Below are 14770 nucleotides of genomic sequence, written 5' to 3' on the forward strand. Positions count from 1 at the left end.
GGCCACAGGAGAGGACCTGCGCACAACTCGTCGTCGGCGGAGCGAGCATCGTTGCCTCGATGAGGTTCGCCCCGGACGCGTTCATGGGTGTGAGGCACAGCTCTACCCAATTCCCCCGCGCCCAGCGGCGTATGCGCGAGCTCTGCCGACAGGTCCACACGTGCGACATCGTTCGCATGCCCGCCCGTACGGTCGATGCCATGGTCGACAACCAGGCGTGACGGCGGCGATTCCCGCCTACGCAGCGGCGCAGTTCACCAATGTCGATGCGCTCGGCGTGGGCCCCTTTCACGGGTACCGGTCGGTGCATACGCCGCCGCTATTGCCCGAGGCGAGGGGAAGGGCAAGCAGTGTCGATGACGGCCGCGGGAAGGGGGCCGCCCGGCCTGGGAAACCGGGCAGCGCCGTGCTTGCGCTGCCTCGGTCCGGGCGGTTTCCCGGGTCAGACGTTGACGCCGTGGTCGGATGCGATGCCGGCCGGGCCGGAGACGTAGCCCTGGCCGACCGCGCGGAACTTCCACTCGCCTCCGTGCCGGTAGAGCTCGCCGAAGACCACCGCCGTCTCGGTGGAGGCGTCCTCGGACAGGTCGTAGCGCGCGAGTTCGAGGTTGTTGGCGCGGTTGATCACGCGGATGAAGGCGTTACTGACCTGTCCAAAGCTCTGACCGCGACTGTCGGCCTCGTGGATGGAGACCGGAAAGACGATCTTCGCGATCCCGGCGGGGACGGTGGCAAGGTCGACCAGCCAGGTCAGGCCGATGACGCCGTCGGGAGCGGGCCTCGGGCGGCGCCCGGCAAGCCGGATGCGCAGGAACATGAATCGGGAGGTCGTCGCGGCTTTGGAGCCCTTGTGTCAGGTTCGGTCGGTTTGGTCAGGCCGCGAGTAGTTCATGCAGGCGCTCGGCCGGGGTTTCCCGGTCGAGCGTTTTGGGTGGGCGGCCGTTGAGTTCGACGGCGACGGCTCGAGGTGGTCGCGGGTGTGGACCGAGAGGTCGGTGCTCTTGAGGAACTGGTCGCGATGCAGTAGCCGGTCGACGACGCACAGCCGCTGCCTGTCGGGGCCGGACAGCCGGGCGTTGTGACCGAGGACGAACATGCCGACGGCCCCAGTCGACGTGACCGTTGTCCCAGGCTTCGTCGCCAAGGGAGAACTGATCGCTGTGGGCGGCGTGTTGGCGGTATGTCAACGTCCGTGCCCAGGCCGCCAGTTCACGGCCCGTTGCACATGTTTTGGAGCCACTGGGTAACCCGTGTCGCCCTCGATGCCCGCCGGACGTCGAGAGTTTCGTGTTCATTTCCGAGACGCTGGACCATCGAGCCAGGCTCGACCGACCTTCGCACCACCCATGACCGGCGAACCCATCCGCACCCTCCGATAGCATGATCGCATTAATGGCGATCGCCCTCATCGCCCGCCCTTCACCGGAAAACCGTGCTGTCCGGCACGAAGAGTGACCTACTTAACCAACATCTAACAAATCGGCCAAACAATTGATATCTATAGCATCGCGGGTGTTTTCGCGAATAAACTGCAGAATTACGTTCGCCGCGTGGCGTCAACCACGGGCGATGCTGTGGGCCACGGCGGCGGTGGCGGCCCTCGGATTCCTCATCGCGCTGGAGATCGCCGCGCGTCGCTACGGCCTACCGGGGCCGATCACCACCCAGGCGCAAGAGGTGGTATTCGCCCCCAAATCGGGTTTCCTGTTGTACGCCAGTATGGCGTTGATGATGGTGGTGCTCACCTGGCGGCAACGGTTCATCGCGGCTGGTGCCGCGATCGGCATCGACGTCACCTTCTTGCTGGTGCGGTGGGTGGCCGACGCCGAGGTCACCGAAGGCCACCCCTTCGGCAACGGCGCGTTGTGGGTGATTTTGGGCTATGCGGTCATCGCTGTCACGTGCCGCACAGGCCGGGAACGTGTCCTGCTGCTGAAGGGCGTCGGGCTGGGCCTGCTGCTGGTGGCCGGCCGCAAGACTGGCGATACCTGGCTACTCATCACGTCGAAGACCCGCCCGGCGGTGCTCGACCAGTACGTGGCGACCGCCGATCACGCGCTGGGCAACCCGTCGTGGCTGGTAGGCCGGATTGTCACGGCCACCGGCCCGATCGGTGCCCGTTTTCTCGACTACGTCTACACTCAGCTTGCGGTGGCCGCGGTCATCTTCGCGCTGTACCAGCTACGTAACGTGGCGGTCGAGCGTCGCTTCCCGGGTCATCATCTGGTGCGCACCTTTCTGGTCATCGGCCTCCTCGGGCCGGGCATCTACATGATCTTCCCGGTGGTCGGACCGATCTTCGCCTACGGCGCCGACGGCGGGCACTGGGCGGTGGCCGACATGTGGCCGGGCACGCCGCCGCCGATCAATACCCCGCACCCCATGCCATTCGACGAGATCACCCCACGCAACTGCATGCCCAGCCTGCACACAGCGTGGGCTACCGCGATCTTCATTCATTCCCGCAAGGGCCCACGGATTCTGCAATTCGCAGGCGCGTTCTGGCTGATTGCTACGCTCGGCGCAACGCTGGGCTTCGGCTACCACTACGGCGCGGATCTCGTTGCCGGCGTGGTGTTCACGCTCACGATCGAAGCAGCGCTGCGCTCGCTCGAACGTGGCTGGGACCGGTCAGGAATCCAGCTGGTCACCTACGGTGCAACGGTCTTCGCTGCGCTCTTGGTGTCGTATCGCTATCTGCCGATGGAGATGGCCAAACATCCGTGGGTGTTTGGACCGCTTCTCATTCTGGCGATGACCTCAGTGATCCACGGCTACGTACGGACCACCAAACTGTGGGAACCGAAGGCCGCACCAGCGCGACAACCGGAACCGCAACCCGAACTGGTTTGAGCCATGTTGCATCAGGAGGCGTGCGAGCTCCAGGCGCGACTCGTAGATCACGTGACTTTGCGTCGTCGCCAACCAGTAGGTCCCCGAGTAGTGCTTCTGACCCTTGTACCAGCGGAACGTCCGCCACGGAGCAGCCACGGGATCTGAGATCCCGCACCTCATGCAGGGTCTCGCGGCTCGTGTCGGGCGCCGTCGTCCTGATCTGCGGCTTCTCCCGCCGTCTCACGACTTGTCGGATGCCGGCGTCTCATCCTTGTGTCGTTTGCTCGAGGGTCCGCGCTGATCGGGGTGAACCGTCGGGCCTGTCCTGCCGCAGCTCAATTGGCAGGAGTCACGATGCCGGCCTGCGCTGTTGCCATGTCGTTTGAGAACCTCGGGCTCACAGGTCTCAAACGACATGGCTTTCGCGGAAGAGGTGGAAACTCCGCCCTCACCGGCCGTGGTTGAGGGGGCGTCGCCGAGTCGAACGCTGAGCTGGATACCCAGTTCCTGGTACCCCAGAGCTACAGCCACACGCTGTGATGGATAGGCCGGCAACTCGCCGACCTGGAGCTCCGCCACGGCCGCCGGGCCCGCGCCGAGGACCGCATCCGGGCCGCCCGCGACACCGGCCTGCGCAACCTGCCCCTCCACGGCGCCGCCCACAACCAGGTCTGGCTGCAGGTCGTCTCCCTCGCCTTGGATCTTCTCGCCTGGCTGCCCATGCCGGCGCTCGAGGGACCTGCCCGCCGCTGGGAGCCCAAGACCCTCCGCCCGAGACTGTTCTCCGCAGCCGTCCGCCTGACCACCACAGGTCGACGCACCTACCTGCACTTCGCCCGCCACTGGCCCTGGGCCCTCATCCAGTGCCCTCGCTCGGCTCCAGGTCCTACCGGCGCCGGACTGACCAGACCACCCCGCCCGTTCCGACGAACGCATCACCCCGGCGCCGTGAAACTCCGCGCCCACCCGAGGTGACACTCGGGCCCTCGCCACACCCACAAGACAGAACACGCCCGTCCACAAAAGCCCGGAGCCCGCGTCAGCAAGCTGACACAGGCTCATGAACGATCGAGGCCGGCCCTGGGTCAGGCCCTGGCGATATTCCTGCCCGGCATTGGCTCCGCGAGTGCTGTCCGCCATTCAGGCGCACCGAAGGCGTCCGCGAAGTACTGCGTCTCGTGCACCACATATCCGTGGGCAAATTCCATGATGCTCACTGAGTAGGTGGGCGCCCGGTCGTACGTGATGACACACTCGCTCACCCACAGATCCCCGCCGCCAACGATCCGGTGGACGGTGAAGTGCCGACTGGCAGGGTGCCCGCCACGTTGCGCCGAAATCGTCGCGCGGCCCCGGAATCGTTCACCCGACTGGGGGTAGTCGAGGATCGCGTCCGCATCGTAGATGGCGTGCTCGGCTTCGGTATCCCCACGTTCCGATGCCCGCCAGTGTTCCTCGAGTGCGGCCCTGGTCCGGATATCAGGATCCATCGCATTGTCCCTTCTGCAGACGGCCGGAGCGATCCGGGGACCTGGGAACGCTTCAAGGCTTCCTCCCAGGACGCTGGGCCGTTGAACGTTATGGGCAACGGTGACAGCGTAGACCGCCCAACGCAGCGACTCGGCTTCAGGACGGCTGCGGATCAAGATCGGACAACTTGTGATGCGTGGAAATGCTTGGTGACCAGTCCGGCGACACGTTCAGGTGAGAATGCTTCCGCGGCATGGGGCCGAGCGGTACCTTCTGCGCTGCTTGGCCTCGATCTTTCGTGATGGTCTGCCGACTCTGTCGGCAGACCATCACGCGTTCTGTGGCTGCTGTCGGGCAGGCCGGTGGCCCGGCTGTCGCGTCGGGTGGGCACCGGGTTCCGCGGCTCCGGTCGGGGGCGCTGCTCGCAGGGGCGGGAACGCGCTGGTCAACCGGGATTCGGGAGAGCTTCGAGTTGTGCCAGGGCGCCTGTGATCACGTCGGTCCATGGCCAGTGGGATGCGAATCTCAGGTGTCGGTGGCGGGCGGTCGTGACGATTTGGGCGGCGGCTGAGAAGAGGCGGAGCCTCAGGCGGCGGGGCTCCCACCTGCGGGTCTTGCCGGTCACCGGCTGCTCGTCACCGACCGCGCGGGCCCCGCACTGCTCGACGGCCTGGACACCGGCGCGGACCGAGACCGGATCCTGATCGTCGACGAGCCGGGATTCGCGCAGCGGTCGGCCGCGCACGCCGCCGACCCGGCCCGGGACCCCGCCGTCACCCCGGACACCCGGATGCTGCTGCTGTTCACCTCCGGTACGACGGGCGCCTCCAAGGCGGCGATCTGCGCGCAGGGCCGCAGGCGCAGCTGAGTGGGCCCGGCCAGAAGGTCAACCCCGGGCCGCTGTACCGGCTGCCGTTCGGGGCCGTCTTCACCAGTGCGGTCATCGCTCCGGTCATCGGCGCCGTGGCAGGCGGCTACGACTCGTACATCTCCTTGATGAAGGAGCGGGTCCGGCTCAGCCTGGGCGGCGGCAGGTTCGTCGAAGACCCCTTCGCCCAGGTCGCGATCGCGCGGGCGGCCTCCGACATCGACGCGACGCTGCTGCAGATGGACCGCAACCTGCGTGAGCTGTCGGCCCTGGCGGAGGAGGGGCGCGAGATCCCCATGGAGCTGCGCCTGCGCACGCGCCGGGACCAGGTGCGGGGCACCGTGCGGGCCGTCGCCGCGATCGACCTGCTGTTCAAGACGGCGGGCGGCAACTCACTGCGCCGGGGCAACCCGATCGAGCGCGCCTGGCGGGACGCCCACGCCGGCAGCGTGCACGTGGCCAACGACGTCGAACGGGCGCTGGCGATGTACGGCCGTGGCGCTTTCGGGCTCACCGTCGAGGACAACCTGGTCTGAGCGGGCCGGGGCCGCTGACGGACTCCGGCAGCGGCCCCGGGGACCGGCCACGGCGATACGGAAAGGAAACGGCCGCGCGGTACCCGCGCGGCCGTTTCCGTGCGGGCCCCCACAGGGACCCGCACACAGACCTCTGCCGTTACATCCACGGGCCTCACCCCGGGGCGCCGGACTTCACGGCGAGATAGCGGGCGGGGAACTCGCCTCCACCGTGCACCGCCAGGTCCGCGCCGTTGACGTAGGAGGCGAGGCCACCGGCGAGGTACAGACAGGCGTCCGCGACGTCCTGCGGGACGGCCATCCGCTCCATCGGGACGACCCGCGCCACCGCGGCCCCGCCGTCCTCGCCGTAGACGGCCGCGGCGCTCTCGGTGCGGATCAGACCGGTGGTGATGTGGTTGACCCGCACCTTCGGCGCCCACTCCAGGGCCAGTGCCCTGGTCAGGGTGAGCAGACCGGCCTTGGCGGCCGAGTAGGCGGCCGTGCCGGGCTGCGGGTCGTGGGCGGAGACGCTGCCGATGTTGATGACCGAGCCACCACCGCTCTGGGTCCGCATGACCCGGTTGGCGGCCTGGGCCACGTAGAACGGGGCCAGCAGATTGAGGGCGACGATCTTCTCGACGAACCGCGGGGAGACCGTGGCCGCTTCGGCGTCGGGAGAGCCGCCCGCGTTGTTCACGAGGACGTCCAGCCGGCCGAAGCGGTCCACAGTGCCGTCGACGAGCCGCGCCGCCGCCGCGGGGTCGCGGACATCGGCCGGGAGGAACACGGCGTGCCGTCCGTTCGCGCCGGGCAGCGACCGCGGTTCGTTGCGGCCGCAGACGACGACATCCGCGCCCGCGCCGAGGAACGCCTCGGCGATCGTCGCACCGATGCCCTTGGTGCCCCCGGTGACCACCACGACTCGTCCGGTGAAGTCCATCGGGTTGTTGCTGTCCATGCTCCCGCCTTCTGTCAGGCTCCGGTACGGCTCACTGGAATCCGTGGCGGAACCACGGACATGGGTGACCGGGCTTGTGCCCGGCCGGTCACGCCGGGGTCAGCCCCAGGCCGGCGGCGAGCCGGTCCCGGTGCCACGATGGCGTGCCGAAGAGCCGGCCGGAGCCGTGCGCGCGTTTGAAGTAGCGGTGGGCGGTGTGTTCCCAGGTGATGCCGATACCGCCGTGCAGCTGGATCATCTCGCCCGCCACCGCGGAGAACGCCTCCGAGCAGGCGGACTTGGCGACGGCCGCGGACCGGCTCAGCTCCGATGAGCCCTCGACGGCCGCGAAGGCCGCGCCGAGTGCGGCCGAGCGCGCCGACTCCACCAGCACGTACGCGTCCGCGAGCCGGTGCTTCACCGCCTGGAAGGAACCGATGGGCCGGCCGAACTGGACGCGGTCCTTGGCATACGCGACCGTGAGTTCGAGACAGCGTTCGGCCGCGCCGACCTGCTCCGCGGCGAGCGCCGCGCAGGCCAGGTCCAGTACGTGCCGCAGCACCCGGTCGCCCTCGCCGTCGGTGCCGATGAGCCGGCCCTCGGCGCCGTCGAGGACCACGCGCGCCTGTGGCCGCGTCAGGTCCATCGTCACCACCGCCTCGCGGCGTACTCCCGCACCGTCCACGGCCACCTCGAAGAGCGAGACCCCGGCCGCCGTGCGGGCCGCCACGAGCAGCACATCGGCCTCGGCGCCGTCCAGCACGTGCTCCTTGGTTCCGGTGATCCGCCAGGTGCCGCCGTCCCCGGGCCCGGCGACGGCCCGGATCGCCGCCGGGTCCCAGGAACCCCGCTCGGCCCACGCCAGGGTCCCCACCGCGTGTCCCTCGGCGAGTCGCGGCAGCAACCCGGTGCAGGCCGCCGCGTCACCGGAGGCGAGCAGCGCCTGCACCACGAGCACCGCGGAGCCGAGACAGGGGACCGGGCTCAGCTCCCGCCCCAACTCCTCCATCACGACGTGGACTTCCGCCGCTCCGCAGCCCGCGCCGCCGTACTCCTCGGGGACGGCGAGCCCCGCGATGCCGATCTGCCCGGTCAGCGGACGCCAGGCCGCCGCACCCTCGTAACGTGCGAGCAACGACCGTACGGCGGACCGCAGTTCCTGCTGTTCCTCCGTCAGTCTCATATGTCTGTTCCCTGGAGAACGCGGGCCCGGCACGCGGCGGGGGTGCCCCAGGCGTCGCGCAGGGGGCGGGCCTTGCGGATCCACAAGGACAGGTCGAGTTCGTCGGTGTAGCCGAGGGCGCCGTGCAGTTGCAGGGCCGTGCGGGACGCGGCGTACGCGGCCTCGCCCGCCGTGACCTTGGCCGCCGCGATCTCGCGGGCCGACGCCCGGCCGGAGGCAAGGGCCAGGGCGGCCGAGTGGACCAGCGGCTGGGCGAATTCGAGGGCGAGGAGGGTGTCCGCCAGCCGGTGCTTCACCGCCTGGAAGGAACCGATGGCCACCCCGAACTGGGTGCGCTGCCGGACGTATTCGACCGTACGTGCCAGCAGGGCGCGGCCCAGCCCGAGGGCCTGGGCGGCCGTGGCCAGCGCCGCGACGTCGGCGGCGTACGCGGCCGCGGCGACCACCTCGGGCCCCCGCGCCAGCACGGTTCCCCCGACCGGCCGGGCCGGCCGTCGGGCCGGGTCGGCGGACGGCTGGACGGGGCCCGCCGACTCCGCCAGGCGCAGGGTGTCGCCGTCCACGACGAAGACGGCGTCGGCGGCGTCGGCGTCCAGGGCGTAGGGGCTGTCGGGGGAGAGCAGACAGAGCGAGGCGACCGTCTTTCCGGAGGCGATGACGGGCAGCCATGCGGCGGCAGCGGCCTCGTCGCCGAGCCGGTCCAGGAGCACGGCGGCGGCGACGGTCTCGACCAGCGGTCCGGGGACGGCGTGCCGGCCCAGTTCGGTGAAGGCGACGGCCAGTTCGAGCGGGAGCGGGCCGAGGCCGTCGTGCTGCTCCGGTACGGCGAGGGCGAAGACCCCGGCCTGCCCGAGCCGGTCCCACAGGGCGCGCCCGGGGCCGTGGTCGCCGGACGCCCAGGCCCGTACGGCACCCGTGGTGTCGTACGAGCCGAGCATGCCGTCCAGGGTGCGGGCGAACTCCCGCTGTTCGTCGTCCAGGAGGAACCGCATCACCGGCGTCCCTTCGGCAGGCCGAGCAGCCGCTCGGCGATGATGTCGCGCTGGATCTCGTTCGTGCCGGCGTAGATCGGCCCGGCGAGGGAGAAGGTGTAGCCCTCGGCCCAACTGCCGTGCCCGGGCGCCTCGTCGGCGCCGTCGGCCAGCTCACCGTACGGACCGAGGAGGTCCAGGGCGGTTTCGTGCAGGGCGATGTCGAGCTCGGACCAGAAGATCTTGTTGAGGCTGGACTCGGCGCCGATCGAGCCGCCGCCGGCCAGGCGCGAGGCGCCCGCGTAGGTGAACAGCTGGTAGGCGCGGGCGCCGATCACCGCATCGGCGACCCGGTCGCGCAGAGCCGTGTCGGCGGGGTCGGCCCGCTCCCGCCACAGCGCGGTCAGGCGGTCGGCGGCCGCGGTGAAGCGGCCGGGGCTGCGCAGGGTCAGGCCGCGCTCGTTGCCCGCGGTGCTCATCGCCACCCGCCAGCCCTGCCCGGGCTCGCCGATGACGTCCTCGTCGGGCACGAACACGTCGTCGAGGAAGAGTTCGGCGAAGGCGGGCTTGCCGTCGAGCCGGCCGATGGGCCGTACGGTCACGCCGTCGGCGTCCAGCGGGAACATCAGATACGTCAGGCCCTGGTGCGGCCTGCCGGCATCCGGGTCGCTGCGGAAGAGGCCGAAGGCCCGGTCGGCGAAGGCGGCCCGCGAGGACCAGGTCTTCTGCCCGTTGAGCAGCCACCCGCCGTCGGTGCGCACGGCCGTCGAGCTCAGGGAGGCGAGGTCGGAGCCGGACTCCGGCTCCGACCAGGCCTGGGCCCAGATGACCTCGCCGCTCGCCATGCGGGGCAGGATGCGGGTGCGCTGCTCCTGCGTACCGTGCTCGAAGAGGGTGGGGGCGAGCAGGTTGATGCCGTTCTGGCTGACCCGGCCGGGCGCGCCGGCCGCGTAGTACTCCTCCTCGAAGATCAGCCATCGAAGGATCGAACTGCCGCGTCCGCCGTACTCCTTTGGCCAGGAGACCACCGACCAGCGGTCCGCGAAGAGGGTGCGTTCCCAGTGCCGGTGGGCGGTGAAGCCTTCGGCGGTCTCCAGGGAGGGCAGCGGGGCGCCGGGGGCGTGCGCGGCGAGCCAGGCCCTGGCCTCGGCGCGGAAGGCGTCCTCCTGCTCGGTGAAGTCGAGGTCCATCAGGATCCCGCCTTCTTCATCGCGCGGATGTCCATGCCGCCCAGTGCGTCGGGGGCGGTTTCGGCGTTGTGCGCGTGTGCGAGGTGGTGCAGCCCGAAGACCGCGTCCATGCCGGTGTGCAGACCCTGCAGGTCCTCGGCCTGGTTGACCGCGCGTTTGGTCAGGGCGAGCCCCATCCGCGGCATCTCGGCGATCCGGGCCGCCAACTCCGTGACGCGTTCGGTCAGTTCCGCGCGCGGGACGACGCGGTTGACCATGCCGACCTCGTATGCCCGCTGTGCGCTCATCCGGTCGCCGGTGTACAGGAACTCCTTGGCGATGCGCGGCGGCATCACCCAGGGGTGCGCGAAGTACTCGACGCCCGGGATGCCCATGCGGACCACCGGGTCGGCGAAGAACGCGTCGTCGGAGGCGATGATCAGGTCGCAGATCCAGGCGAGCATCAGGCCCCCCGCGACGCAGGCGCCCTGCACCGAGGCGACGACGGGCTTGGGCAGTTCGCGCCAGCGGCGGCACATGCCCAGGTAGACCTCGGACTCGCGGGCGAAGCGGCTTTCCGCGCCGGCCTTGTCCGAGTGGTCCCACCACAGTCCGGCCTTGCGGTCGAACGGCAGGTGGGCGTCCCGTTCCGGCGTGCCGATGTCGTGGCCCGCGGAGAAGTGCTTCCCCGCTCCGGCCAGGACGACGACCTTGACCTCGTCGTCGTCGGCGGCGCGGTAGAAGGCCCGGTCCAGGGCGTAGGTCATCGCGGAGTTCTGGGCGTTGCGGTAGTCGGGCCGGTTCATGGTGACGGTCGCGACCGGGCCTCGCCTCCCGTAGCGCACCGGTTCGTCGTGGGCAGCGGTCATCGGACCCCCTCCTTCCCTAACAAGTGTTTGGTAGACTACCGTACGGCCATGAGCAGCGTCGAGGAGTTCCGCACCGAGTTCCGCAACTGGCTGGCCGCCCACCTCACCGGAGAGTTCGCGAGCCTGCGCGGCCGCGGCGGCCCGGGCCGGGAGCACGAGGCATTCGCCGAACGGCTCGCCTGGGAACGGCACATGGCGGCTGCCGGCTGGACCTGCGCGGGCTGGCCGCAGGAGTACGGCGGCCGGGGCGCGACGCTGGAGCAACAGGTCGCCCTCCACGAGGAGTACGCCCTGGCCGACGCCCCCGCCCGGGTGGGCCACATCGGGGAACAGCTGCTCGGCCCCACCCTCATCGCCTTCGGCACACCGCAGCAGCAGAAACGATTCCTGCCGCCGATCGTCGAGGCCCGGGAGCTGTGGTGCCAGGGGTACAGCGAGCCGGACGCCGGTTCCGACCTGGCGAACGTACGGACCCGCGCCGAGCGGGACGGCGAGGAGTGGGTCGTCACCGGGCAGAAGATCTGGACCTCACTGGCCCACGAGTCCGACTGGTGCTTCGTCGTCGCCCGCACCGAAGCCGGATCGACCCGCCACCAGGGCCTGTCCTACCTCCTGGTGCCGCTGGACCAGCCCGGCGTCGAGATCCGGCCGATCAACCAGCTGACCGGCACCTCGGAGTTCAACGAGGTGTTCTTCGACGGTGCGCGCACCCGCGCCGGACACGTCGTCGGCGCCCCCGGAGAGGGCTGGAAGGTGGCCATGGCCACCCTCGGCTTCGAGCGCGGGGTCTCCACCCTCGGCCAGCAGGTCGGCTTCCGCCGCGAACTGGAGTCCCTCATCGAACTGGCCCGGCGCAACGGCGCGGCCGACGACCCGCTGATCCGCGACCGGCTCGCCCGCGCCTGGGTCGGCCTGGAGACCATCCGCTGCAACGCCCTGCGGATGCTCGACCAGGTGGCCGCGGGCGCCCCGGGCCCCGAGGCATCCATCGGCAAGATCTTCTGGGCGACCTGGCACCGGGAGCTGGGCGAGCTCGCCATGGACGTCTGCGGCGCCGACGGCATGCTGGCCGCCGGTCAGCCGTACGACCTCACCGACTGGCAGCGGCTGTTCCTCTTCTCCCGCTCCGACACCATCTACGCCGGCTCCAACGAGATCCAGCGCAACATCATCGCCGAGCGCGTCCTCGGCCTGCCCAAGGAGGCCCGCCCATGACCACACCGCCGCCCTACGTGCCCGGCCACGCACTGCTCGACGGCCGCACCGCCGTCATCACCGCCGCCGCCGGCGCGGGCATCGGCGGGGCCACCGCCCGTAGATTCTTGGAGGAGGGCGCCCGGATCGTCATCGGCGACGCCCACGCGCGCCGGCTGAAGGAGAGCACCGAAGCGCTCGCCGGGGAGTTCGGCGCCGACCGGGTCGCCGCACTGCCGTGCGACGTCACCGACGAGCAGCAGGTCGCGGCCCTCTTCGACCTCGCTCAGGAGCAGCACGGCCACCTCGACATCGTCGTCAACAACGCCGGACTCGGCGGCACCGCCGACCTGGTCGAGATGACCGACGAGCAGTGGTCCGCGGTTCTCGACGTCACTCTGAACGGCACCTTCCGCTGCACCCGCGCCGCGCTGCGACGGATGAAGGAGCGGGAGCGCGGGGGCGTCGTCGTCAACAACGCCTCGGTGATCGGCTGGCGCGCCCAGCGCGGCCAGGCGCACTACGCCGCCGCCAAGGCCGGCGTGATGGCGCTCACCCGCTGCGCGGCCGTCGAGGCCGCCGAGTACGGCGTGCGCGTCAACGCCGTCGCGCCGAGCCTCGCGATGCACCCGCACCTGGTGAAGGTGACCACCCCCGAACTGCTGGCCGAGCTCACCGAGCGCGAGGCGTTCGGCCGCTATGCCGAGCCCTGGGAGGTCGCGAACGTGATCGTCTTCCTGGCCAGCGGCTACTCCTCGTACATGACGGGCGAGACGGTCTCCGTCAGCAGCCAGCGGGCGTGACGAGTGTTGACCGGATACCGAAGCGCAGCGCGCCCGGCAAAGGCGAGAAGACCACGATGAGCCCGTCCCCCGAGCGGCACAGCGAACTCCTGGCCACCGCCGCCGAGGTGTTCGCCGCGCAGGGATACAACGCCACCACCGTCCGCAAGATCGCCGACGCCGCCGGAATGCTCGCGGGAAGCCTCTACTACCACTTCGACTCCAAGGAGTCGATGCTCGACGAGATCCTCTCCACCTTCCTGGACGAGCTGTGGGCCGGGTACGACGCCGTACTCGCCGCCGGACTCGGCCCGCGGGAGACCATCGAGGCCCTCGTCACCGAATCCTTCCGGGAGATCGACCGGCACCGTGCCGCGGTCGCCATCTATCAGAAGGAGTCCAAGCACCTCGCCTCCCAGCCCCGATTCCACTATCTCGCCGACTCGCAGGTGAAATTCGAGAAGGCGTGGCTGGCAACCCTGGAACGCGGCGTCGCCGCCGAGATCTTCCGTGCCGATCTGGACATCCGGCTCACCTACCGCTTCGTGCGCGACACCGTCTGGGTCGCCGCCTCGTGGTACCGGCCGGGCGGACAGCACAGCCCCGAGGAGATTGCCCGCCAGTACCTGTCCATGGTGCTGGAGGGCATCGCCCTGCGGGACTGACATGTCACTGTGAACACAGAACAAGGAGCAGTCATGGCCGAGGCCTATATCGTCGAAGCAGTCCGTACCCCGGTAGGCAGGCGGAACGGCGGGCTCGCCGCCGCGCACCCGGCCGACCTGGGGGCACACGTGCTCACCGCGCTCGTCGAGCGCACGGGCATCGACCCGGCGGCCGTCGAGGACGTCGTCTTCGGCTGCCTGGACACCGTCGGCCCGCAGGCCGGGGACATCGCCCGCACCTGCTGGCTGGCCGCCGGGCTGCCGGAGGAAGTGCCGGGCGTCACCGTGGACCGGCAGTGCGGTTCCTCCCAGCAGGCCGTGCACTTCGCGGCACAGGGGGTGCTCTCCGGTACCCAGGACCTGGTCGTCGCCGGCGGCACCCAGAACATGTCGCAGATCCCGATCGCCTTCGCCGGCCGCCAGGCCGCCGAACCGCTCGGACTCACCGACGGGCCGTACGCCGGCTCCGCGGGCTGGCGGGCGCGCTACGGAGACCAGCCGGTCAACCAGTTCCACGGCGCCGAGCTGATCGCCGAGAAGTGGGGCATCACCCGGGAGCAGATGGAGGAGTTCGCGCTGCGCTCGCACCGGCGGGCGATCCGGGCCATCGACGAGGGCCGCTTCGACCGGGAGATCGTCGCCTACGGAGACGTGATGAGCGACGAGGGCCCGCGCCGGGACACCTCGCTGGAGAAGATGGCAGGGCTGAAGCCGCTGGTCGAGGGCGGCCGGCTGACCGCCGCCGTCTCCTCGCAGGTCTCGGACGGCGCCGCCGCGATGCTCATCGCCTCCGAACGGGCCGTCCGCGAGCACGGTCTGACCCCGCGGGCCCGGATCCACCACCTCTCGGTGCGCGGCGAGGACCCGATCCGGATGCTGTCCGCGCCGATCCCGGCGACGGCGTACGCGCTGAAGAAGACCGGGCTCTGTCTCGACGACATCGACCTGGTCGAGATCAATGAGGCGTTCGCCTCGGTCGTCCTGGCCTGGCTGAAGGAGACCGGAGCCGACCCCGAGAAGGTCAATGTCAACGGCGGCGCCATCGCCCTCGGCCACCCCCTGGGCGCCACCGGCACCAAGCTGATGACCACGCTTCTGCACGAACTCGACCGCACCGGCGGCCGGTACGGCCTGCAGACCATGTGTGAGGGCGGCGGCCAGGCCAACGTCACCATCATCGAACGCCTCTGACGTATCGTCAGGCCAGCATCCGTGCGGGGTGCGGCTCCCGGTCCGGGACGCCGCATCCCGCACGGCGTCGCCCGGATGTCCGGCGCACCGAAGCGCGAGTGCCCGCGGCCGTCAAGGC

The 14770-nt window shown here is 70.3% G+C and carries 14 protein-coding genes and 3 pseudogenes; 8 read left to right on the top strand and 9 right to left on the bottom strand.

Annotated elements, in window-relative coordinates:
* Positions 1–59: 59 nt before the first annotated feature.
* Entirely contained in the window at positions 60–221 is a 162-nt protein-coding gene (locus tag ACFVV1_RS38370) for a hypothetical protein (protein WP_389999566.1), read from the top strand.
* Positions 222–442: 221 nt separating this feature from the next.
* Here ACFVV1_RS38370 and ACFVV1_RS38375 read toward each other — a convergent pair.
* Positions 443–745, bottom strand: a pseudogene (locus ACFVV1_RS38375) (TerD family protein); the annotation flags it as partial.
* A 108-nt stretch (positions 746–853) separates the two neighbouring features.
* Positions 854–1096, bottom strand: a complete 243-nt coding sequence (locus ACFVV1_RS38380) for a hypothetical protein (protein WP_389999568.1) — start codon at positions 1094–1096, stop codon at positions 854–856.
* 473 nt (positions 1097–1569) lie between these two features.
* On the opposite strand from ACFVV1_RS38380, the gene ACFVV1_RS38385 reads away from it, so the two are divergent.
* Both ACFVV1_RS38385 and ACFVV1_RS38390 read left to right on the top strand, forming a co-directional pair.
* Positions 1570–2853, top strand: a complete 1284-nt coding sequence (locus ACFVV1_RS38385; RefSeq protein ID WP_389999571.1) for a phosphatase PAP2 family protein — start codon at positions 1570–1572, stop codon at positions 2851–2853.
* 528 nt (positions 2854–3381) lie between these two features.
* A pseudogene (locus ACFVV1_RS38390) lies at positions 3382–3739 on the top strand (transposase); the annotation flags it as partial.
* Between the two features lie 181 nt (positions 3740–3920).
* On the opposite strand, the gene ACFVV1_RS38395 reads toward ACFVV1_RS38390, so the two are convergent.
* Entirely contained in the window at positions 3921–4325 is a 405-nt protein-coding gene (locus ACFVV1_RS38395; protein WP_389999573.1) for a nuclear transport factor 2 family protein, read from the bottom strand.
* 425 nt (positions 4326–4750) lie between these two features.
* Positions 4751–4930: pseudogene (locus ACFVV1_RS38400) on the bottom strand (transposase); the annotation flags it as partial.
* 329 nt (positions 4931–5259) lie between these two features.
* Here ACFVV1_RS38400 and ACFVV1_RS38405 point away from each other — a divergent pair.
* Positions 5260–5709, top strand: a complete 450-nt coding sequence (locus ACFVV1_RS38405; RefSeq protein ID WP_389999603.1) for a hypothetical protein — start codon at positions 5260–5262, stop codon at positions 5707–5709.
* 154 nt (positions 5710–5863) lie between these two features.
* On the opposite strand, the gene ACFVV1_RS38410 is transcribed toward ACFVV1_RS38405, so the two are convergent.
* The 5 genes from ACFVV1_RS38410 to ACFVV1_RS38430 all read right to left on the bottom strand — a co-directional run bounded on the left by ACFVV1_RS38410 (position 5864) and on the right by ACFVV1_RS38430 (position 10820).
* Positions 5864–6649 (bottom strand): SDR family oxidoreductase, encoded by a 786-nt coding sequence (locus ACFVV1_RS38410; protein WP_389999576.1) that lies wholly within the window; start codon positions 6647–6649, stop codon positions 5864–5866.
* An 88-nt stretch (positions 6650–6737) separates the two neighbouring features.
* Complete coding sequence (locus ACFVV1_RS38415) at positions 6738–7811, bottom strand: acyl-CoA dehydrogenase family protein (protein ID WP_389999578.1); 1074 nt, start codon at positions 7809–7811, stop codon at positions 6738–6740.
* Positions 7808–8803 carry an acyl-CoA dehydrogenase family protein gene (locus tag ACFVV1_RS38420; RefSeq protein ID WP_389999581.1) on the bottom strand — a complete coding sequence of 332 codons (996 nt, stop codon included), beginning with the start codon at positions 8801–8803 and terminating at the stop codon, positions 7808–7810. The genes ACFVV1_RS38415 and ACFVV1_RS38420 overlap by 4 nt, the downstream gene beginning before the upstream one ends.
* On the bottom strand, positions 8803–9972 hold the full coding sequence (locus tag ACFVV1_RS38425) for an acyl-CoA dehydrogenase family protein (RefSeq protein ID WP_389999584.1): 1170 nt from the start codon (positions 9970–9972) through the stop codon (positions 8803–8805). The genes ACFVV1_RS38420 and ACFVV1_RS38425 overlap by 1 nt, the downstream gene beginning before the upstream one ends.
* Positions 9972–10820 (bottom strand): enoyl-CoA hydratase, encoded by an 849-nt coding sequence (locus ACFVV1_RS38430; protein ID WP_389999586.1) that lies wholly within the window; start codon positions 10818–10820, stop codon positions 9972–9974. The genes ACFVV1_RS38425 and ACFVV1_RS38430 overlap by 1 nt, the downstream gene beginning before the upstream one ends.
* 48 nt (positions 10821–10868) lie before the next feature.
* Here ACFVV1_RS38430 and ACFVV1_RS38435 point away from each other — a divergent pair, with 48 nt between their 5' ends.
* Genes ACFVV1_RS38435 through ACFVV1_RS38450 form a run of 4 tightly spaced genes read left to right on the top strand, consistent with a single transcriptional unit; the run spans position 10869 to position 14652 of the window.
* Positions 10869–12035, top strand: coding sequence for an acyl-CoA dehydrogenase family protein (locus tag ACFVV1_RS38435; protein ID WP_389999589.1), 1167 nt, complete (start codon positions 10869–10871; stop codon positions 12033–12035).
* Positions 12032–12817: an SDR family oxidoreductase gene (locus tag ACFVV1_RS38440; protein ID WP_389999591.1), complete on the top strand. Its 786-nt coding sequence runs from the start codon at positions 12032–12034 to the stop codon at positions 12815–12817. The genes ACFVV1_RS38435 and ACFVV1_RS38440 overlap by 4 nt, the downstream gene beginning before the upstream one ends.
* 56 nt (positions 12818–12873) lie before the next feature.
* On the top strand, positions 12874–13461 hold the full coding sequence (locus ACFVV1_RS38445) for a TetR/AcrR family transcriptional regulator (protein WP_389999606.1): 588 nt from the start codon (positions 12874–12876) through the stop codon (positions 13459–13461).
* A 33-nt stretch (positions 13462–13494) separates the two neighbouring features.
* Positions 13495–14652, top strand: a complete 1158-nt coding sequence (locus tag ACFVV1_RS38450) for an acetyl-CoA C-acetyltransferase (RefSeq protein ID WP_389999593.1) — start codon at positions 13495–13497, stop codon at positions 14650–14652.
* Positions 14653–14770: the final 118 nt, after the last annotated feature.

It is taken from the genome of Streptomyces sp. NPDC058092, assembly GCF_042884935.1.
Classification (GTDB): Bacteria; Actinomycetota; Actinomycetes; order Streptomycetales; family Streptomycetaceae; genus Streptomyces.

What these genes read in the sequence shown, in the direction of transcription:
- ACFVV1_RS38370 (WP_389999566.1), top strand. Translation starts at nt 60, where the DNA reads ATGAGGTTCGCCCCGGACGCGTTCATGGGTGTGAGGCACAGCTCTACC.
- ACFVV1_RS38380 (WP_389999568.1), bottom strand. Translation starts at nt 1,096, where the DNA reads ATGTTCGTCCTCGGTCACAACGCCCGGCTGTCCGGCCCCGACAGGCAG.
- ACFVV1_RS38385 (WP_389999571.1), top strand. Translation starts at nt 1,570, where the DNA reads ATGCTGTGGGCCACGGCGGCGGTGGCGGCCCTCGGATTCCTCATCGCG.
- ACFVV1_RS38395 (WP_389999573.1), bottom strand. Translation starts at nt 4,325, where the DNA reads ATGGATCCTGATATCCGGACCAGGGCCGCACTCGAGGAACACTGGCGG.
- ACFVV1_RS38410 (WP_389999576.1), bottom strand. Translation starts at nt 6,649, where the DNA reads ATGGACAGCAACAACCCGATGGACTTCACCGGACGAGTCGTGGTGGTC.
- ACFVV1_RS38415 (WP_389999578.1), bottom strand. Translation starts at nt 7,811, where the DNA reads ATGAGACTGACGGAGGAACAGCAGGAACTGCGGTCCGCCGTACGGTCG.
- ACFVV1_RS38420 (WP_389999581.1), bottom strand. Translation starts at nt 8,803, where the DNA reads ATGCGGTTCCTCCTGGACGACGAACAGCGGGAGTTCGCCCGCACCCTG.
- ACFVV1_RS38425 (WP_389999584.1), bottom strand. Translation starts at nt 9,972, where the DNA reads ATGGACCTCGACTTCACCGAGCAGGAGGACGCCTTCCGCGCCGAGGCC.
- ACFVV1_RS38430 (WP_389999586.1), bottom strand. Translation starts at nt 10,820, where the DNA reads ATGACCGCTGCCCACGACGAACCGGTGCGCTACGGGAGGCGAGGCCCG.
- ACFVV1_RS38435 (WP_389999589.1), top strand. Translation starts at nt 10,869, where the DNA reads ATGAGCAGCGTCGAGGAGTTCCGCACCGAGTTCCGCAACTGGCTGGCC.
- ACFVV1_RS38440 (WP_389999591.1), top strand. Translation starts at nt 12,032, where the DNA reads ATGACCACACCGCCGCCCTACGTGCCCGGCCACGCACTGCTCGACGGC.
- ACFVV1_RS38445 (WP_389999606.1), top strand. Translation starts at nt 12,874, where the DNA reads ATGAGCCCGTCCCCCGAGCGGCACAGCGAACTCCTGGCCACCGCCGCC.
- ACFVV1_RS38450 (WP_389999593.1), top strand. Translation starts at nt 13,495, where the DNA reads ATGGCCGAGGCCTATATCGTCGAAGCAGTCCGTACCCCGGTAGGCAGG.